Genomic DNA, 19,559 nt, shown 5'->3' with positions numbered 1-19,559 from the left:
GCTCCTATCTTGTCAGCACGACGCCAGCGTCGGGCCGGAAGGAGACCCAGGCGCGGTCGTTCCAGGTCAGCGGATCCTCGCTGACGCGCGAGGCGTTCAATGCGCTTGCCCGCACCATCTGACCGTCGTCGAGCCTGACGTGGTAGACGGTCATGTCGCCGAGATAGGCGACATCATAGACCTCGCCCTCAAGCGCGTTGACGACATCTGCCGGCTTCTTCGACGAGACCTTGATCTTCTCCGGCCGGATCGCGAAGACGATGTCGGCGCCTGCAGCGGCATCGCCGCCACTGTCGACGACGATCTGCGCACCGGTCGTGCCGGTGATGCGCGTCGTGCTGGCCGTCCGCTCGGCGACCTTGCCCTCGAACAGGTTCACATTGCCGACGAAATGCGCCACGAAGCGCGAGGTCGGGGCCTCGTAGATCTCGGCCGGCGTCGCCACCTGCATCACCTCGCCCTTGTCCATGATGGCGATGCGGTCGGCCATGGTCATCGCTTCCTCCTGGTCGTGGGTGACGACGACGAAGGTCAGGCCGAGTTCCTGCTGCAGGTCCATCAGCTCGAACTGCGTCTCCTCGCGCAGCTTCTTGTCGAGCGCGCCGAGCGGCTCGTCCAGAAGAAGGACCTTCGGCCGCTTGGCGACCGAACGGGCAAGCGCCACACGCTGGCGCTGGCCGCCGGAAAGCTGATGCGGCTTGCGCTTGGCGAACTGCTCGAGCTTGACCAGCCGCAGCATCTCGGCGACGCGTTTTTCGATATCGGAGGCTGGCATGCCTTCCTGCTTGAGGCCGAAGGCGATGTTCTTCTCCACCGTCATATGCGGGAACAGCGCGTAGGACTGGAACATCATGTTCACCGGCCGCTTGTAGGGCGGGATGCCGCGCAGATCCTGGCCGTCGAGCAGAATGCGCCCCGCGGTCGGCTCCTCGAAGCCGGCGAGCATCCTGAGCAAGGTCGACTTGCCGCAGCCCGAGGCGCCAAGCAGCGCGAAGAACTCGCGTTCGAAGATGGCCAGCGACAGATTGTTGACGGCGGTGAAGTCGCCGAACTTCTTGGTCACCCTGTCGAACTGGATATACGGCTTGGCGCTCGGATCATTCCATGGCGCGAAATCCCTGCGGATGCTGCCAAGCGATTTCATAGTCCCCACTCCGTTCTATTCTTGGTACTTCAATTTCTTGGCGCTTCAAAAGAAAGCGACCCCGGCAGTTGGCTGCCGGGGTCGCCTTTCGATGCTTATTGGCCGGTTACGATCTTGGTCCAGGTGCGCGTGATGACGCGCTGTGTCTTGGGATCGTACGGCTGCACGGTATACAGCTTCTTCATCGTCTCCTCATCGGGATAGACGGACGTATCTTCCAGGATCGCCTTGTCGACGAATTGCTGCGAGGCCTTGTTGCCGTTGGCGTAGAGCACATAGTTCGTCGACTTGGCGATGACTTCCGGCGTCATCATGTAGTTGATGAATTCATGTGCCTCGGCGACATGCGGCGCGTCGGCCGGGATTGCCATCTCGTCGAACCACACCTGGGCGCCTTCCTTCGGCACCGAATAGCCGATCTCGACGCCCTGCTTGGCCTCCTCGGCGCGGCTGCGCGCCTGGAACACGTCGCCCGAAAAGCCGACCGCCAGGCAGATGTCGCCGTTGGCAAGCGCGTTGATGTACTCGGACGAGTGGAACTTGCGGATATAGGGCCGGATCTTCAGAAGCGCTTCCTCGGCCTTGGCAATGTCGTCGGGCGAGGTGCTGTTCGGGTCAAGGTTGAGATACTTCAGTGCCGCAGGGATCATGTCGGAAGGCGAATCCAGCACATAGACGCCGCAATCCTTCAACTTGGCGAGGCTGTCCGGATTGAAGAACACGTCCCAGCTGTCGATCTTGTCGGTGCCAAGGGCCGTCTGCACCTTCTTGACATTGTAGCCGATACCGACCGTGCCCCACATGTAGTTGACCGAGTATTCATTGCCCGGATCGAACTTGGCGATGCGCTCCGCAATGACGTCCCACATATTGGAAAGGTTGGGCAGCTTCGACTTGTCGAGCTTCTGGAACACGCCGGCCTGGATCTGGCGCGCCAGGAAGTTGGCGCTGGGCACGACGACGTCGTAGCCACTGCCGCCGGCCAGCAGCTTCGTCTCCAGGATCTCGTTGGAATCGAAGGTGTCGTAGACGACTTTGATGCCGGTCTTCTTGGTGAAATCGTCGATGATCGAGCTGTCGATATAGTCCGACCAGTTGAAGACATTGACGACGCGGTCGTCGGCATGGCCGCCTACGGTAAAGAGCGTCAGAAACGCCGAGGTCGCCGAAAGCAAAAGCGCTTTGCGGATCATGATGTTCTCCTTTGGTGAGTGTTCCCGTGCCGCCCTGTCGCGGCGTGAACGCGGGGCGGCCTTTGTTTCAGATTGTTGAGCTTTCCGGGGAGCGATAAGCGCGACCCGCTGGGGCCGCGCCGGATCGTTAAGTAGCGGTTGCGGCCCTTGCACCCCCTCCGGGAGGGTATCAGAGCGGCGTCAGCGGCGTTCGCCGCGGCGTAATCAGAAATATGACGTTGCGGTCCGGCCCCGAGGAGGCCGGCAGAGACACTTGGCAAGATACGCCTGTCTTGTTGTTGCCGTAATCGCAGCCTGCCCGCCCGGCGACACGGTTGTCAATGGGGGGAAGACTCCCGAGTGTCAATTGGGAGACGGCAGGCCGGTGATGCCCGGCCGCTCGGGCCGTGTCTGCCGCTTGAACTCGAATGCGATGTGAACAAGCAGCGCCGTGACCACGACCGCGCCGCCGATGATGGTGCGCACCGACGGCACCTCGGAATGGACGAGCCAGACCCAGATCGGACCGAGGATCGGCTCGAACGTGCCGAGCAGCGCTGCGACGGCCGCCGGCACCAGCCGGGCGCCCATGGCGAAAAAAGCAAGGCCGACGCCGAGATTGATGACGCCGAAGGCGAACAGAAAGCCCATATCGCGCGCCGAGACGGCAAATTCCGTGGCCTGGGAGGCGGCAAAAGCACCGGCCAGCAGCGCGCCGAGGCAAGTGGCCGGCACCATGCGCACATGGGCGAAGCGCCGGGTGATCACGGTCGCGCACGAAAACATCACCGCGATCAGCAGCGCCAGCCCGTCGCCGATCGGTGAGACGGCTCCGCCCAACGACTCGGAGACCATGATGGCCACGCCGGTGATGACGGCGGCGATTGCCGCCCAGGTCCCCGGACTCACACGTTCGCGAAACAACACCCAGGCGAGCAAGGCCGCCAGAAGCGGCACGCCGGCCTGCATCAACAGGATGTTCGCGACCGTCGTGTAGGCGAGCGCGACGATGAAGCTCGTCGAGGCGGTGGCAAAGCAGAGCGCGACGCCGAGCCCCGGCAGGCCCATGTCGCGGAACAGTTTCCAGGTGCCGCGCCAGCCGTCGCGCCAGGCCATGAAGGCGATGAGGAAGGCCACCGCCCAGAGCGAGCGCCAGAACACAACGGTCCAGCTGTCGCCGACATGGATGAAGCGGGCGATGGTGCCGCCAAAACTCCACATCAGCGCCGACAGGAAGACCAGCAGCATGCCGATCCGCTCCTCGCGCGGCGAGACGGCAGGCAAGGCAACGCGAGGCGAGGCGGTATCGGTCATGGACGGGACTGTCAGCGATTTGCGAGCGGCACGATCCACCACGGACGACCAGACTATATCTTATTCGCGTAGCGCAAATGCCGGAGCGAGGCGTGATCCAGCATCCGCTGAAATGTAGGACAAAGCCGACTTACGTCCCCCCGGGACCGCCGCAAGCTTTTGCGGCAAGCACTATCCCTGGAAGTCGAAGGCGCTGAGACCCGTCACCATCTCGTCGAGACCGAGCGGTCGCGTCACCGGCGGCTCGGCGCGCGCCAGGCAGCCGACGCGCTCGCAGAGCCTGCAGGCCGGGCCGACCGGGGTTGCGGATGCCATGCCTTGCGCGGCCTTGCCGGCGGACGGTCCGGGCAGCGCCGCGCCGTAGACGATCTCGTCGCGAAAGCCGATGTCGCAGCCGAGCAGAAGCGCCGTGCGCCGCGGCCGCTCGGAGAAGGCGCCTTGCGGCCCTTCGAGCGTGCGGGCGATGCAGAGGAACTCGGCGCCGTCCGGCATTTCCACCGCCTCGACCAGTATCCGGCCCGGCTGGGAAAAGGCCGCATGGACGGGAAGCTTCGGGCAGGCGCCGCCGAAACGACTTTGCGGATAGCCCAGGCTGCCCGCCTTGCGGAAGCGGTTGCCGGCGTTGTCGACCTCCAGCATGAAGAACGGCACGCCCGCCGCGCCGGGCCGCTGCAGCATGGTCAGGCGGTTCGCCGCCTGCTCGAAGGACACGCCGAAACGGGAACGCAGGACGTCGATGTCGTAGCGGGTGCGGATCGCAGCCGCATGAAAGGCCTGATAGGGCATCATCAGCGCGTGCGCGGCATAGCGGCCGAGCTCGAAGCGGGCGAGCCGGCGCGCCTCGTCGGTTGCGAGCTTCAGCGCCTGTATCTCAGCGGCCACGGCGACGGTCATGCGCATCAGGCTGGCCTCCATGGCGACCTCGCGCAACTGATCGAAGGGGGAGAGCCTCTCTGACAGGAACAGGCGTTGCGAATGACGGTCATAGCGCCTGCGCCAGTTCGGCATGGTGGCAACCGGCAGCACCTTGACCACTATGCCGTGCTCTCGCCTCAGCCAGGCCTTCAGCGCGGCGAACAGGTCGTCTCCGGGATCGAGCAGCGAAATGAAGGCTTCGGCTTCCTCCTCCAGAGCCGCGAAGTGGTTCGGCCGATGCTCGAAGGTCTCGTGCACTTCATCGACAGGCAGGCGCGTGCCGGACAATGCGGTCGCCCTGCCCTCCTGCGCCAGAAGCTCATTGAGATCCGATAGCCGCTCGGCCTGCTCGCGATAGGCGCGAAACAGCTTCACCATCGCGGCGGAAGCGTTCGGCGCGATCTCGGCGAGATCGATCAGCTCCTGGTCGCCCGGCAGTTCGCCGGCCAGCAGCGGATCGCCGAACACTTCCTTCAGCGCCGCGATCGAGCCTTTGGTCTCGCCCTGCAATTCGTGCGGGTCGATCTTGTAGACGGACGCCAGCTTGAGGATGAGCTGCACCGTCAGCGGCCGTTGGTTGCGCTCGATGAGGTTGAGATAGGACGGGGAGATGCCCAGCCCTTCGGCCATCGCCGTCTGGGTCAGGCCCTTGGCGTTGCGAAGCCGGCGGATACGCGGCCCGGCGAAGATTTTCTGGTCGGCCAATCGACTATCCTTGACAAGATTTTACAGGAAATGGCGCGATGTGCGGCGAGCCGTCTTTTACAATCGTGACAAATTTACAGCGCCAGCCTGTCAAACGCAATACAGGTTTTCCCTTATTTTCCCCGGAAAACTCCGGTTTCTCTGGCGATTTTTGCGTCGCAATGTAAACAATGTCACACATCAGCGGCGCCGAAAATAGTCTCTACGAACGCGCCATTCGAACAAGCAGAATCGATCTGGAGCAACCGATGACTGATTTTTACAACCTCGTCCCGTCCGCGCCGGAAGGCCGTTTCGACGGCATCGAACGGCCCTACTCGCCCGAGGACGTGAAGCGGCTGCGCGGCTCGGTTCAGATCCGCCAAACGCTTGCCGAGATAGGCGCGAACAGGCTGTGGAAGCTCATCCACGAAGAAGATTTCGTCAACGCGCTCGGCGCCATGTCCGGCAACCAAGCCATGCAGCAGGTCAGGGCGGGCCTGAAGGCGATCTATCTGTCGGGCTGGCAGGTCGCGGCCGACGCCAACACCGCGTCGGCCATGTATCCGGACCAGTCGCTCTATCCGGCCAATGCGGCGCCGGAGCTGGTCAAGCGCATCAACCGCACGCTGCAGCGCGCCGACCAGATCGAGACCTCCGAAGGCAGGGGGCTTTCGGTCGAGACCTGGTTCGCGCCGATCGTCGCCGACGCCGAAGCCGGCTTCGGCGGACCGCTCAACGCGTTCGAGATCATGAAGGCCTTCATCGAGGCCGGCGCGGCAGGCGTCCACTACGAGGACCAGCTGGCGTCGGAGAAGAAGTGCGGCCATCTCGGCGGCAAGGTTCTGATCCCGACCGCGGCGCATATCCGCAATCTCAACGCGGCCCGCCTTGCGGCGGACGTGATGGGCACGCCGACGCTGGTGGTGGCGCGGACCGACGCGGAGGCGGCAAAGCTGCTCACCTCTGACATCGACGAGCGCGACCGGCCTTTCGTCGATTATGACGCAGGTCGCACGGTCGAGGGCTTCTACCATGTCAGAAACGGCATCGAGCCCTGCATCGCGCGCGCCGTCGCTTACGCGCCGCATGCGGACCTGATCTGGTGCGAGACCTCGAAGCCGGATCTTGAGCAGGCGAAGAAGTTCGCCGAAGGCGTGCGCAGGCATCATCCCGGCAAGCTGCTCGCCTACAATTGCTCGCCGTCGTTCAACTGGAAGAAGAACCTGGACGACGCGACCATCGCGAAGTTCCAGAAGGAGCTCGGCGCCATGGGCTACAAGTTCCAGTTCATCACGCTGGCCGGCTTCCACCAGCTGAACTTCGGCATGTTCGAGCTGGCCCGCGGCTACAAGGACCGCCACATGGCGGCCTATTCGGAACTGCAGGAGGCCGAGTTCGCGGCGGAGGCGCATGGCTATACCGCGACCAAGCACCAGCGCGAGGTCGGCACCGGCTATTTCGATGCCGTGTCGATGGCGATCACCGGCGGTCAGTCTTCGACCACCGCCATGCATGAGTCGACCGAGCACGCGCAGTTCAGGCCGGCGGCCGAGTGACGACAACATCAGAGGAAACGCCCGAAGGGCATTTACGTCAGGGAGAAGACCAATGGCATCGATAAGCCGCGTCAAGGAACGGGCCGAAGAACAGTCGAGCGCGATGAGCGTCGACCAGCAGGCGACGATCCGCATGCTTGCCAACGATCTGCACAGGCTGAACCAGTCTGTGATGAAGGCAGTCGAGGCGGGCGTCTCCGTGGAACTGGTGCGTTCGGCCAGGCACCACGGCGGAGACGGCAACTGGGGTGATCTTTTGATCCCAGTGATCGTCACCCAGCAGAACCACAGTTGACGTTACGTCAACAAGTCTTCGGCGAGTGTCTCCCGTGCGCTATACGCTCGGGAGACTTTCGAGTTTTTCGAATTCCGCTTGCGAAAACAGGGAGAACTTCCACCGAATTTTAGGAATTCTTGCTATATTCTCATTTTCCACTATTTCTGCTTGACACCGCTGGCGATCTCGCGCCAATTGCGTTCAGGTTTCAACCCTGCATTGAACCAGAGCGCCCGCCCGATATGTCTCCCGCCGATCGTGACGACTCTCGAAAACCATTCAAACCTGCGGACCGCGGCGCGGCAGCCCGGCTGTCGGCGGATTTCTCCAAGGTGCTTGTGGTCGGCAGATCGTCGATCAACCGGGTCGTGGTGTCGAAAATCGTCGAGAAATCCGGGCTGAAGCCGATTTCCGAGTCGCCTGAGACGGCCGGGAAGGCTTTGGCCGGCCAGGCCCCCGGCGCAGTCATCCTGGACGGCGGACCCGACGACAAGGATTGCGACGGGCTGTTGTCCAGCATCGACGCGCTGCGGCGCGCTGCCGGCAAGGCGCAGCCCTCGGTGATCCTGCTCTCAACCAGGAATGGCACTCCGGACAGCCTCGGCCTGTCGAGCGTGGTGGACGCCGTGGTGGCCAAGCCGATCACGCCCGAAAGGCTGCAACCGGTGATCGATCGCCTGGTCGGCCGCGGCTAGAGCGAACGGATTCACCCGGCTTTGGCGATGGCCTCGACCAGCGCCGGCAACTCGCCGAGATCTGATATCTCCCGGAAACGCGGCGCCGCGACTGGCGCCTCGGCGTGCTCCACGGCCCAGGTCAATTCGTGCGGCACATGGATGCCCCAGCCGCCGGCCTCGATGACCGGCACGACGTCGGACTTGAGCGAGTTGCCGACCATCATGCTCCGCTCAGGACCATCGCCATGGCGGCTGAAGATGCGGGCATAGGTGGCGGTGTTCTTGTCGCTGACGATCTCGACGGCATCGAAGAGCTCGCCCAATCCCGACTGCGCCAGCTTGCGCTCCTGGTCGAGAAGGTCACCCTTGGTGATCAGCACCAGGCGATAGGAACCCGCCAGCCTTTCGACCGTCTCACGCGCATGCGGCAGCGGCTGGATCGGGTGGCTGAGCATGTCGCGTCCGACCGCGAGGATTTCAGCGATGGTCGAGGCCGGCACGCGGCCCTGGGTAACCTCGATCGCCGTCTCTATCATCGATAGCGTGAAGCTCTTTATGCCGAAGCCATAGAGGCCGAGATTGCGCTTTGCGGCCTCGAGCAGGTTCGCGGAAACCTGGCTTGCCTCGCTGTGCTCGGCAAGCATCGAGACGAAACGCTGCTCGGTCATGCGGAAGAACTGCTCGTTCTGCCACAGCGTGTCGTCGGCATCGAAACCGATCGTGGTCAAACGTGGAGCGGACATAGGGACACTCACTCTTTCGCGGATTGGGCTCATGTAAACCTCGTCGCCCCGCGCCGCCAGCAGGAAGACGCATGCGGCAACGGGACAGCACGAATTCGCGCCTCCCATGGCTGGCTCTGGCGCCTCCCCTTCCCTTCTCCCACGGCGCCCGGCTATACTTCGAAATCCGCAACACAATCTGGTGAATGATGCCGCCTGAAAAAAAGGAAGTCCGTCCGTCGAGCCGGGGGGGACGCGCCCGCACGCCTGCCTTCTTGAAGAATGAACGCGGCGTGAAGAACTGGAAGGAAGCCAGCGCCTGGCTGGAGTGGCGCGGCATCGAGGACATCGAATGCATCACGCCGGACCAGGCCGGCGTCGCCCGCGGCAAGATGATGCCGTCGAAGAAATTCACCTCCAACACATCGCTGGCGCTGCCTTCGGCGGTGTTCATGACGACGATCTCCGGCGGCTATCCGGAAGACGGCAACGGCTTCCACTATCCGGAGGACGACGGCGACCTAAAGCTGTTGCCCGATCTCTCGACGCTGACCGTCGTGCCCTGGGAGGAAGACCCGACGGCGGCCGTGATCTGCGACCTCGTCCACCAGGACGGCCGCTCCGTCGAATTCACGCCGCGCAATGTGCTAAAGCGCGTGCTGGCCGCCTATGACGATCGCGGCTTCAGGCCCGTGGTGGCGCCCGAGATCGAATTCTACCTGGTGCGCAAGAACCCCGACCCGGACTATCCGCTGACCCCGCCCGTCGGACGTTCCGGGCGGCCGATCGGCGGCGGCGCCGGCTATTCGATCGCCGGCGTCAACGAGTTCGACGAGCTGATCGACGACATCTACCATTTCTCGGAGCGGCAGGGCCTGGAGATCGACACGCTGATCCACGAGGAAGGCGCCGGCCAGCTCGAGATCAACCTGCGGCACGGCAATCCGATCGAGCTCGCCGACCAGGTCTTCATGTTCAAGCGCACGATCCGCGAGGCGGCGCTGAAGCATGAGATCTACGCCACTTTCATGGCCAAGCCGATCCAGGGGCAACCGGGCTCGGCCATGCATATCCACCAGTCCGTGATCGACAAGAAGACCGGCCGGAACATCTTCTCGGCCGAGGACGGCTCCGAGACGGACGCCTTCTTCCACTTCATCGGCGGCATGCAGAAGCACGTGCCGAACGCGCTGGTGATGTTCGCGCCCTACGTCAATTCCTACCGCCGGCTGACGCAGGCCGCCTCGGCGCCTGTCAACACCAAATGGGGCTACGACAACCGCACGACGGCGTTCCGCGTGCCGCGATCCGACCCCGCTGCGCGGCGCGTCGAAAACCGCATCCCGTCCTCGGACGCCAATCCCTACCTGGCGCTTGCCGCCTCGCTCGCCTGCGGCCTGATCGGCATCACGAAGAAGGAAAAGGCCTCGGCGCCGGTGCTGACCACCGCCAACGAGGACGAGATCGACCTGCCGCGCAACCTGCTCGAAGCCGTCGATCTGTTCGAGGCGGACAGGGAGCTCGGCGCCATCCTCGGCAAATCCTTCGCCGCAACCTATGCGGCCATCAAGCGCGCCGAGTTCGAGACCTTCATGGAAGTGATCAGCCCGTGGGAGCGGGAGTATCTGTTGTTGAACGTGTAAGCGACGACTATGTCGCGTGAATGGTGAATAGTGAATGGTGAGTGGTTTCATATTAGACGGGTGAATGCAGGGCAGAGTGCTTTTCCACAGCCATTCACTATTCACCATTCACCGGCGTTCCCATGCCCTACCAGTCTCCCATTTCCCCCGGCCGTTCCTGGTACGAGGATACGGCCGGGCCCCGCACTGAATACTCGCCCCTCGACGGCGACCGGAGCTGCGATGTCGTCATCATCGGCGGCGGCTTCACCGGATTGTCGGCGGCGGCGCACCTGGCCAAGGCCGGCACGGATGTCGTGCTGATCGAAGCGCATCGGTTCGGCGACGGCGCATCGGGGCGCAATGGCGGCCAGCTCGGCACCGGCCAGCGCGCCTGGGCGGAGGAGCTGGAGGCCGAATACGGCTTCTCGCGCGCCAAGGCGCTGTTCGATCTTGCCGAGGAAGCCAAGGCGCATCTGCTTGACTTCGCCGCCGCCAACGAAATCGAGATCGACTACATGCCGGGCCAATTGTCGGTGGCGCACAAGAAGCGTTACGTCGACGACTACAAGCGCCATGCCGAGATCATGGCGGGCCGCTTCGGCTACCCGCATGTCAGCTTCATGGATGCGGCGGAAACGGCGGAACGGCTGGGCTCGGCGCGCTATTTCGGCGGCACGCGCGACACCGGCACCGGGCATATCCACCCGCTGAAGCTGGTGATCGGCACGGCAAAAGTGGCGGCCGCGGCCGGCGCGCGTCTGTTCGAGCGGACGCCTTCGACCGGCATCGCCTCAAGCGGCGGCAAGGTGAAGGTGACGACCCCGAAAGCAACCATTTCGGCCGAGAAATGCCTCATCGCGGTCAATGCCTATGGCGGCAAGCTGGAGCCGGTGAGCGCGGCGCATATCATGCCGATCGGCTCCTTCATCGGCGCGACCGTGCCGCTCGGCGCCGAGTCCAAGGTGTTGCCGGGGGCAGAGTCGGTGGACGATTCACGCTTCGTCGTGCGCTATTTCCGCAAGTCGAAGGACGGGCGGCTGCTGTTCGGCGGCCGCGAGGTCTATGCCGTCAACGATCCGAAGGACATTCATATCCACATCCGCCGGCAGATCGCCGAGCTCTATCCGGCTCTGAAGGATGTCGAGATCACCCATGGCTGGGGCGGCTATGTCGGCATCACGGTGCCGAGGAAGCCTTTCGTGCGCGAGGTGATGCCGAAGGTGATCTCGATCGGCGGCTATTCCGGCCACGGCGTCATGCTGTCCAACTTCTTTGGCAGGCTCTATGCCGAGGCGGTCGCCGGCAACCGCGACCGGCTGAAGCTGATCGAGGATCTGAAGGTTCCCGCTTTCCCGGGCGGCCGTCGTTTTCGCGCGCCGCTGCTGTTTCTGGCGCTCAACTGGTTCGCATTGCGCGACAGGATTTGACGTCGAGCATTCCAGCGGAAGTGCTTGATTCGATGCAGGGCGCTCCGTCTACGGCATTTTGCAGAATCCTTAACAAATGCAGGAAATTTCACAAAAAGGCGCACTCATGCCACAATCGCCGGGAAGAGATGCTAGTTCTGGGCGATAAAACGGGGATTTGCGCGGGCCTGCCCGCTGTAATTTCGGGACCGACGCCAGCCGCGAACTGTTTGCGGCAAGATCGAAAGAACGTCGGCCCGGTTGTTGGAGGTGGTCTAAGTGTATGAGCCCTTCAGTTTCGGCGCGCCGGAACGACGGCGCTTCGCAGTGCAGTTCGGCTATGACATGCGGCCGTCCTTCTGGCAGGGTCTGCAGTCGAACGCGCATCTGGTGATAGCGGCTGTCGGCACCGTGGCGCTGCTCGGCGTGGCTGCGGTGGCGCTTTGGCTGGCCCTGCCGGCCAATGAACGGCAGGCGATCGCGAGCGCGGAGCAGACCGTACCCGCGATCCCGGTCAAGACGAAGAAAATCGCCCCGGCCGCGGCGAGCGCTGTCAGTATCGCCGCCGCGCCGCAAGCCGCGCGCAAGGCCGATGCGGTTTCGCCCGTGACGGCGGCCCGTGAAGCCACCATTCCGGCGCTGGCATCCAACAACCCCCGCTGGAGCGCCGCGAGTGGTGAGCCTGCGCCTGCCGCGGCAGAGGCTCTGCCAGCCTCGTCCGCTCAAGCCCGCGAGAAGCCGGCAACGCAGGACGACAAGCCAACCGCTGCCGCCTTCGCCGAATCCGCATCGGGGAACGATGCTTCGGCCGCGTTGTCGAAGGTGGCGGCGCCTGCGCCAGGGGCGAGCCAGCCGGCGGATACGAAGAAGCCGGATGACAAGATGGACAGCGCCCAGACCGCGGCCATTCCAGAGGCAAAGCCTCAGGTTCCCGAGGCTCAGCCGACGGCAACGGGGGACGCAGCCCAGGACAAGCCGAAACCTCAGCAGGCCAGCGCCGGCACCAATGGGCGCATCCTGAGGGCGGTCACCATGCGGAGCGGCCCGAAGAAAGGCGCATCCGCAATCGTCACGGTGCCCGCCAAGTCATCGGTGCAGGTGATGGGCTGCAACAAATGGTGCGAGATCGTCTATAACGGCAAGCACGGCTGGGTCTACAAGAGCTACGTCAAGACCGGCGTCTGATGCGTCGCTGGCGGCCTGCCGCCGCCGCGACGTCAATTCAGATGCAGCGCCCGCCGTCGACCTCCAGCGCCACGCCGGTGATGAAGGCGGCTTCGTCCGAAGCCAGCCAGAGCGCCGCATTGGCGATGTCGAGCGGCGTCGACAGCCGGCCGAGCGGGATCGAGGCGCGGAATCTTTCGCGGATCTCCGGCGTGTCGGCGCCCATGAATTTCTCCAGCATGCCGGTCTCGCCGGCGACCGGGCAGAGGCAATTGACGCGGATGTTCTTCGGCGCGAGCTCGACCGCCATCGACTTGGTGGCGGTGATCGCCCAGCCCTTGGAGGCGTTGTACCAGGTGAGGCCCGGCCGCGGCCTGATGCCGGCCGTCGAGGCCGTGGTGAGGATGACGCCGCCGCCCTGCCGGTTCATGATCGGCACCACGGCAAGGGCGGCATGATAGATCGCCTTCATGTTGACGGCGGTGATCAGGTCGAAGGTTTCCTCGTCGACGCCCAGCATGTCGCCGTTGCGATGGGTATAACCGGCGTTGTTGACCATGATGTCGATGCGGCCGAAGGCGCTCTTGGCGGCGTAGACCATCTCGTCGAATTCGGAGCGTTGCGAGACGTCGGTCTGGGTCCAGATCGCACGATCGCCGATTGCTTGCGCCACGCGCTCGGCGCCCTTGGCGTTGAGGTCGGCGACCACGACGCGCGCGCCCTCCTCAGCGAAGCGCTTCGCCATGCCCTCGCCGAAGCCCGACGCCGCGCCGGTGATGATGGCCACCTTGTTTTCCAGACGCATGGTTTTCCCAGTCATTCTAGATGATCCCGTTTCGCGGAGGGCGGCTGCCGCCATTCTCCCTTAGCTTTCGTCACATTCACGTTCTATGTTGCAGGCGCGAACGCTGCCGGAAGCCATCGCTTGCCGACAAGCCTCCAGGCAGCGCCAGTGTCAAGGGCAGCATATGGACCTAATCGATCCCAAGCGATTGGTCCTGCATGCGACACCAAGGCACTGGACGATTTAAATCGATTAGAATATATCAGCCCCGCTACCGGCGACCGGCATCAAATCGGACTGACCATGACCAGCCAGATCATCCCCGTCGACCCTTTCGACTTCATCATCTTCGGCGGCACCGGCGACCTGTCGGAGCGCAAGCTTCTGCCCTCGCTCTACCATCGCCAGCGTGGCCAGCAATTCTCCGAGCCGACGCGCATCATCGGCACGTCGCGCGCAAAAATGACCGACGCCGAGTTTCAGGCCTTCGCCAAGAAGGCGATATCCGAGCACGTGAAGCCGGCCGACGTCGACGCCAAGGAGCTCGATACCTTCCTGGCGCGCCTTTCCTACGTCCCGGCTGACGCGACCACCGGCGCCGGCTTCGACAAGCTCAAAAAGGCGATCGGCGACAGCGACCGCATCCGTGCCTTCTATCTGGCGGTGGCGCCTGCTCTGTTCGGCGACATTTCGCACCAGCTCAAAGAGCACAAGCTGATCACGCCGAACTCGCGCATCGTGCTGGAGAAGCCGATCGGGCGGGATCTCACCTCGGCGCGGGCGCTCAACGATGCGGTGGGCGATGATTTCCACGAAAGCCAGATCTTCCGCATCGATCACTATCTCGGCAAGGAAACGGTGCAGAACCTGATGGCGCTGCGCTTTGCCAATGCGCTCTACGAGCCGTTGTGGAATTCCGCCCATATCGACCATGTGCAGATCACGGTTGCCGAGACCGTGGGTCTCGAGGACCGCGTCACCTATTACGACAAGGCCGGCGCGCTGCGCGACATGGTGCAGAACCACATCCTGCAACTGCTTTGCCTGGTCGCCATGGAAACGCCGTCGTCGATGGACGCGGACGCCGTGCGCGACGAGAAGCTCAAGGTGCTGAGGGCACTGAAGCGCATCAATGGCAACGAGGCGCCCAAGCACACCGTGCGTGGCCAGTATCGCGCTGGCGCCTCAGCCGGCGGAGCCGTCAAAGGCTATGTCGAGGAGCTCGGCAAGGACAGCAACACCGAGACCTTCGTCGCCGTGAAGGCCGAGATCGGCAACTGGCGCTGGGCCGGCGTTCCCTTCTATCTCAGGACCGGCAAGCGGCTGGCGACCCGCGTTTCGGAAATCGTCATCGAGTTCAAGCCGATCCCCTACTCCATCTTCGGCGACAGCGCTGGCCCGATCTTCGCCAACCAGCTGGTCATCCGCCTGCAGCCGGACGAGGGCGTCAAGCAATACATCATGATCAAGGATCCGGGGCCTGGCGGCATGCGGCTGCGCCAGATCTCGCTCGACATGAGCTTCGCGCAATCGTTCCAGGGCCGGGCGCCGGACGCCTATGAGCGCCTGATCATGGATGTGGTGCGCGGCAACCAGACGCTGTTCATGCGCCGCGACGAGGTCGAGGCGGCGTGGAAATGGATCGATCCGATCCAGAACGCCTGGGAAAGCGCCAGGCAGGAAGCGCAGGGCTATACGGCCGGCACCTGGGGGCCCTCGGCCTCCATCGCGCTCATCGAACGTGACGGACGGACATGGCACGAGAGCAATTGAACGGCGCCGCCTACGCCTGGAACGGCTTTGCCGACCGCCAGCAGCTGGCGGCGGCGCTTGCCGGCCACGTCGCCGCCCGGTTGACGCAGGCGATCGCCGAGCGCGGCACGGCACTGCTCGCCGTATCCGGCGGCACGACCCCGGCAAAATTCTTCGCCGCCCTGTCCGCCATACCGATTGCCTGGGACAAGGTCACGGTGACGCTGGTCGACGAGCGTTTCGTGCCGCCCAGCTCGCCGCGCTCGAATGCCGGGCTGGTGGCGGCCAACCTGCTGCAGAACCAGGCGGCTGCAGCGCGCTTCGTGCCGCTCTATCACGAGGCGGCGAGCATCGAGGACGCAGCCGCCTCGGACAGCGAGGCCCTGCGGTCGCTGACCTGGCCGCTGGACGTCGTGGTGCTCGGCATGGGCGGCGACGGCCACACGGCCTCGTTCTTTCCCGATGCCGGCAACCTCGCTGAATTGCTCGACCCGTCCTCGCAGCGGATCGTGCTGCCGGTGCACGCGCCGAGCGGCGGCGAGCCGCGGTTGACGCTGTCGATGGCGCGGATCGTTGCCGCCGGCTTCATCGCGCTTCACATCGAGGGCGAGGACAAGCGCAGCGCCTTCGACGGCGCGATGGGAGCAGGCGCAAAAAAGCCGATCCGAGAAGTGCTGGAGGCAGCACCGATACCGGTAGAGGTGTTCTGGGCACCCTGATTTCACGAAGGAACAGCCCCGGAGGCTGTGGGAGGACGTTTTCCGGGGCTCGAAAGGACCGACCATGACAGCCAGACGCGACATCGAAGCCATCACGGAACGCATCCGCCAACGCTCGAAAGCCGGCCGCGAAGCCTATCTCGGCCGCATCGCGGAGGCATCCGGCCGCGCCGCCAACCGGGCGGTGCTGTCCTGCGGCAACCTCGCGCACGGATTTGCCGTCTGCAGCCCGTCGGAGAAGGTCGCGCTCGGCAGCGATCGCGTGCCGAACCTCGGCATCATCACCTCCTACAACGACATGCTGTCGGCGCATCAGCCGTTCGAGACCTTCCCGGCGCTGATCAAGGAAGCGGCACGCGAGGCCGGCGGCATCGCCCAGGTGGCGGGCGGCGTGCCGGCGATGTGCGACGGCGTCACCCAGGGCCAGCCGGGCATGGAACTGTCGCTGTTCTCGCGCGACGTGATCGCCATGGCGGCCGCGATCGGCCTCTCGCACAACATGTTCGACGCCGCCGTCTTCCTCGGCGTCTGCGACAAGATCGTGCCGGGGCTGGTGATCGGGGCGCTGACTTTCGGCCACCTGCCGGCGGTCTTCATCCCGGCCGGACCGATGACGTCCGGCCTGCCGAACGACGAGAAAGCCAAGGTCCGCCAACTCTATGCCGAGGGCAAGGCGGGCCGCGCCGAGCTGCTCGAGGCCGAGTCCAAATCCTATCACGGGCCGGGTACCTGCACCTTCTACGGCACGGCCAACTCCAACCAGATGCTGATGGAGATCATGGGCCTGCACACGCCGGGCGCCTCCTTCGTCAATCCGGGCACGCCGCTGCGCGACGCGATGACGAGGGAAGCGGCCAAGCGGGCGCTGGCCATCACCGCGCTCGGCAACGCCTATACGCCGGTCGGGCGCATGATCGACGAGCGCTCGATCGTCAATGGCGTGGTCGGCCTGCATGCCACCGGCGGCTCGACCAACCACACCATCCACCTGATCGCGATGGCCGCGGCAGCCGGGATTTCGCTCACCTGGCAGGACATTTCCGACCTTTCGGAAGCGGTGCCGCTGCTTGCCCGCGTCTATCCGAACGGGCTTGCCGACGTGAACCATTTCCATGCCGCCGGCGGGCTCGGCTTCCTGATCCGCGAGCTGCTCGACGAAGGCATCCTGCACGAGGACGTGCAGACGGTGTGGGGCGAAGGCCTGCGGCCCTATGCGGTCGAGGCCAGGCTCGGCGCTGACGGCAGCGTCGTGCGCGAGGCAGCGCCGCAGGAGAGCGGCGACGAGAAAGTGCTGGCGCCGTTCGCGAAGGCATTCCAGCCGACGGGCGGCCTGAAGGTGCTTGGCGGCAATCTCGGCCATGCCGTAATCAAGACCTCGGCCGTCAAACCCGAGCGGCGCGTCATCGAGGCGCCGGCCAAGGTGTTCGACAGCCAGCAAGGCCTGAACGATGCCTTCAAGGCCGGCACGCTCACCGGCGACTTCGTCGCGGTCATCCGATTCCAGGGCCCGAAGGCCAACGGCATGCCGGAGCTGCACAAGCTGACCACCGTGCTCGGCATCTTGCAGGACCGCGGCCAGCGCGTCGCGCTGGTGACGGACGGGCGCATGTCGGGCGCTTCCGGCAAGGTGCCGGCGGCTATCCATGTGACGCCGGAAGCGGTCGAGGACGGACCGATCGCCAGGATCCACGACGGCGACATCATCCGCCTCGATGCCGACGCCGGCACGCTTGAGGTGCTGGTGCCGGGAACGGAATTCGCGCTGCGCCGCACCGCGGATGCCGATCTCATCGGCAACGAGTTCGGCTTCGGCCGCGAGCTGTTCGCCGGCTTCCGGCAACTGGTCGGGCGCGCCGACCATGGCGCCGCCGCCTTCGCAAACGCGTGAGCCAGGAATTCCATCCATGAAAAAGGGCGGCCTGGCCGCCCTTTTTTGCATTCCTGCGATGCCTACTGAACGGTGATCTCGGTCCGCTCGCCGGCCTTGATCGTCACCGGCATTTCCTTGTCCTGGCCCTGGTCGGGGGCGTGACGCACGACGACATAGTCGCCGGCGGGGATCGTCTGCTGCCAGCTGTCGCCATAGGTCAGACCGAGCGACTTGCGCTTGCCTTCGATGTCCTTCTTCGACGAGAACACCTCGATCGAATAGGCGCCGGGCGCCGACATCGCCAGCACGCCGGCATCGAGCGTGACCTTGATGTCCTGGTTGTCGCCGGCCTTGATGCTGAAGGGCTGCTCGACGACGGCGATATCGAATGTCGTGAGCGCAACATAGTCATCCGGCGGAAGCCAGAACTTGCTGTCCGGACCATAGGAGTGCTCGACGCTCTCGCGCGAGCCGTCGATCTTCTTCTTGGCCTTGACGATCTCGAAGCCGATGCCGGAATTGTCGGCCTTGTCGCCGCCTGCGGTGTAGTAGGCGTTGAGCACGGCGTGGCCGACGCCGACGACGACGTCTTTCTCGACGGTCTGACCTGCGGCGAGCTGGATGGTCTCGGACACCGTGCCGGCGCCGATCTGCACCGTCACCTTCTGCTCGCCTGCCGGCACCGTCGCCTTGGCGTCGCCGTAGTGGGTGGTGCTGCCGCCGGAATAGGCGAAGTCGACACGCGCCTCGCCGCTGATCTCCGAGCCTTGGCTGGCATGCGGGTGGATGACCAAGGTGCCGGCGTTCAGCGTGAACAGCGGGCTGTAGGTCTGGCCGGCCTCGATCTTGATCTTCTGCTCGCTCCTTGCCTCGTCGGCGCGACCGACGACGACGTAGTCGCCTGGCTCCAGATTGGTCTTCAGCTCGCCGTATTCGGTCATGACCTGATCGCCGCGCGTGCCGTCGGCAGCGGCCTTGTAGATCTCCCAGGCATTGCTGTCGGTGATCGGGTCGCCGCCTTCGGCCATGACTACGCTCGGCGTGAAATTGAATTCAGGCTTGGCGGGTTCGGGCGCCGGCGCCGGCGCGGGGGCCGGAGCGGGTTCAGGCGCGAGCGCCGGCGCAGCGACGGTCTCGACCAGCGCTTGCTGCAGCGCCTTCTCGTCGGAGGCCTGGATGTATTTGCCGCCGGTGTTTTCGGCAAGGCAGGCGATCTGCTTGCCTTCATCGGCGGTCAGGCCGAAGCCGACGACGTCGGCGGTGAAGTCGACGCCGGTTTCCTTCAGCTCCTTGCCGAGCGCGCACGGATCGCCGCCGCAGGTCTCCAGCCCGTCGGTGATGAGGACGACGGTGGCCTTGTCCTCGGTGTATTTGAGCGCTTCCGCCGCCTGCTTGACGGCCGCCGTCAGCGGCGTCTTGCCCAGGAACTTCATGCTGTCCGCGGCGGCCGAAATCGCGCTCGCCGAACCAGCCTGCGGCGGCACGATCAGCTCGATATCCTCGCAGCTGCCTTTCTGGCGATGGCCATAGGCCATGAAGCCGATCTCGTCATCGGCCGGCACCGATTGCAGCACGGTGCGTAGCGATTCGCGCGCGATCTCGAGCTTCGGCTTGCCGTCGATCTGGGCCCACATGGAGCCGGATGCATCGAGAATGATGACGACCTTGTTGGCGGCGAAGCCAAACGTGGTCGTCGACAAAAGGAGGATCGCCGCAGCGACGCTCCGTGCCAATCCCGCCATGAAAATCTCCTGAGTGAGCCCCCTGTCCGCGTC

General features: G+C 64.5%; 16 protein-coding genes. 9 read left to right on the top strand and 7 right to left on the bottom strand.

The window, feature by feature from the left end; genetic code table 11:
• Positions 1-4: 4 nt before the first annotated feature.
• The 4 genes from EN874_RS20185 to EN874_RS20170 all read right to left on the bottom strand — a co-directional run bounded on the left by EN874_RS20185 (position 5) and on the right by EN874_RS20170 (position 5,250).
• On the bottom strand, positions 5-1,144 hold the full coding sequence (locus EN874_RS20185; RefSeq protein WP_127426549.1) for an ABC transporter ATP-binding protein: 1,140 nt from the start codon (positions 1,142-1,144) through the stop codon (positions 5-7).
• A 95-nt stretch (positions 1,145-1,239) separates the two neighbouring features.
• Positions 1,240-2,337 carry a polyamine ABC transporter substrate-binding protein gene (locus EN874_RS20180; RefSeq protein ID WP_127426550.1) on the bottom strand — a complete coding sequence of 366 codons (1,098 nt, stop codon included), beginning with the start codon at positions 2,335-2,337 and terminating at the stop codon, positions 1,240-1,242.
• 342 nt (positions 2,338-2,679) lie between these two features.
• Positions 2,680-3,630, bottom strand: coding sequence for a DMT family transporter (locus EN874_RS20175; RefSeq protein ID WP_127426551.1), 951 nt, complete (start codon positions 3,628-3,630; stop codon positions 2,680-2,682).
• Positions 3,631-3,801: 171 nt separating this feature from the next.
• A complete protein-coding gene (locus tag EN874_RS20170; RefSeq protein ID WP_127426552.1) occupies positions 3,802-5,250 on the bottom strand; it encodes an XRE family transcriptional regulator in 1,449 nt (482 codons plus the stop codon).
• Between the two features lie 248 nt (positions 5,251-5,498).
• On the opposite strand from EN874_RS20170, the gene aceA reads away from it, so the two are divergent.
• From aceA to EN874_RS20155, 3 genes are all read left to right on the top strand, one after another.
• A complete protein-coding gene (gene aceA, locus EN874_RS20165; RefSeq protein WP_127426553.1) occupies positions 5,499-6,788 on the top strand; it encodes an isocitrate lyase in 1,290 nt (429 codons plus the stop codon).
• Between the two features lie 52 nt (positions 6,789-6,840).
• Positions 6,841-7,083 carry a hypothetical protein gene (locus EN874_RS20160; RefSeq protein ID WP_126085800.1) on the top strand — a complete coding sequence of 81 codons (243 nt, stop codon included), beginning with the start codon at positions 6,841-6,843 and terminating at the stop codon, positions 7,081-7,083.
• A 293-nt stretch (positions 7,084-7,376) separates the two neighbouring features.
• Positions 7,377-7,760 carry a response regulator transcription factor gene (locus tag EN874_RS20155; protein WP_127426741.1) on the top strand — a complete coding sequence of 128 codons (384 nt, stop codon included), beginning with the start codon at positions 7,377-7,379 and terminating at the stop codon, positions 7,758-7,760.
• An 11-nt stretch (positions 7,761-7,771) separates the two neighbouring features.
• On the opposite strand, the gene EN874_RS20150 is transcribed toward EN874_RS20155, so the two are convergent.
• Positions 7,772-8,485, bottom strand: a complete 714-nt coding sequence (locus EN874_RS20150; RefSeq protein WP_126085801.1) for an HAD family hydrolase — start codon at positions 8,483-8,485, stop codon at positions 7,772-7,774.
• Between the two features lie 188 nt (positions 8,486-8,673).
• Here EN874_RS20150 and EN874_RS20145 point away from each other — a divergent pair, with 188 nt between their 5' ends.
• The 3 genes from EN874_RS20145 to EN874_RS20135 all read left to right on the top strand — a co-directional run bounded on the left by EN874_RS20145 (position 8,674) and on the right by EN874_RS20135 (position 12,680).
• Positions 8,674-10,107 (top strand): glutamine synthetase family protein, encoded by a 1,434-nt coding sequence (locus EN874_RS20145; protein ID WP_127426554.1) that lies wholly within the window; start codon positions 8,674-8,676, stop codon positions 10,105-10,107.
• Positions 10,108-10,229: 122 nt separating this feature from the next.
• Positions 10,230-11,516 carry an FAD-binding oxidoreductase gene (locus EN874_RS20140; protein ID WP_127426555.1) on the top strand — a complete coding sequence of 429 codons (1,287 nt, stop codon included), beginning with the start codon at positions 10,230-10,232 and terminating at the stop codon, positions 11,514-11,516.
• A 258-nt stretch (positions 11,517-11,774) separates the two neighbouring features.
• A complete protein-coding gene (locus tag EN874_RS20135) occupies positions 11,775-12,680 on the top strand; it encodes an SH3 domain-containing protein (RefSeq protein ID WP_127426556.1) in 906 nt (301 codons plus the stop codon).
• Between the two features lie 37 nt (positions 12,681-12,717).
• On the opposite strand, the gene EN874_RS20130 is transcribed toward EN874_RS20135, so the two are convergent.
• Entirely contained in the window at positions 12,718-13,464 is a 747-nt protein-coding gene (locus EN874_RS20130; RefSeq protein WP_127426742.1) for an SDR family oxidoreductase, read from the bottom strand.
• Between the two features lie 282 nt (positions 13,465-13,746).
• On the opposite strand from EN874_RS20130, the gene zwf reads away from it, so the two are divergent.
• The 3 genes from zwf to edd all read left to right on the top strand — a co-directional run bounded on the left by zwf (position 13,747) and on the right by edd (position 17,802).
• The gene (gene zwf, locus EN874_RS20125) at positions 13,747-15,216 is read left to right on the top strand and encodes a glucose-6-phosphate dehydrogenase (protein WP_127426557.1); all 1,470 of its coding nucleotides are present in this window, start codon (positions 13,747-13,749) and stop codon (positions 15,214-15,216) included.
• The gene (gene pgl / locus EN874_RS20120; protein ID WP_127426558.1) at positions 15,198-15,914 is read left to right on the top strand and encodes a 6-phosphogluconolactonase; all 717 of its coding nucleotides are present in this window, start codon (positions 15,198-15,200) and stop codon (positions 15,912-15,914) included. Before zwf ends, pgl begins: the two co-directional genes overlap by 19 nt.
• 64 nt (positions 15,915-15,978) lie before the next feature.
• Entirely contained in the window at positions 15,979-17,802 is a 1,824-nt protein-coding gene (gene edd, locus EN874_RS20115) for a phosphogluconate dehydratase (protein WP_127426559.1), read from the top strand.
• A 62-nt stretch (positions 17,803-17,864) separates the two neighbouring features.
• Here edd and EN874_RS20110 read toward each other — a convergent pair whose 3' ends face one another.
• Positions 17,865-19,526: a VWA domain-containing protein gene (locus EN874_RS20110; RefSeq protein ID WP_127426560.1), complete on the bottom strand. Its 1,662-nt coding sequence runs from the start codon at positions 19,524-19,526 to the stop codon at positions 17,865-17,867.
• Positions 19,527-19,559 lie beyond the last annotated feature (33 nt).

The sequence above is a fragment of the Mesorhizobium sp. M1D.F.Ca.ET.231.01.1.1 genome, from assembly GCF_003999155.2.
In the GTDB taxonomy this organism is placed as follows: Bacteria; Pseudomonadota; Alphaproteobacteria; order Rhizobiales; family Rhizobiaceae; genus Mesorhizobium.
The sequence above is the reverse complement of the archived record's forward strand: the minus strand, read 5'-3'. Positions and strand labels throughout refer to the sequence as shown.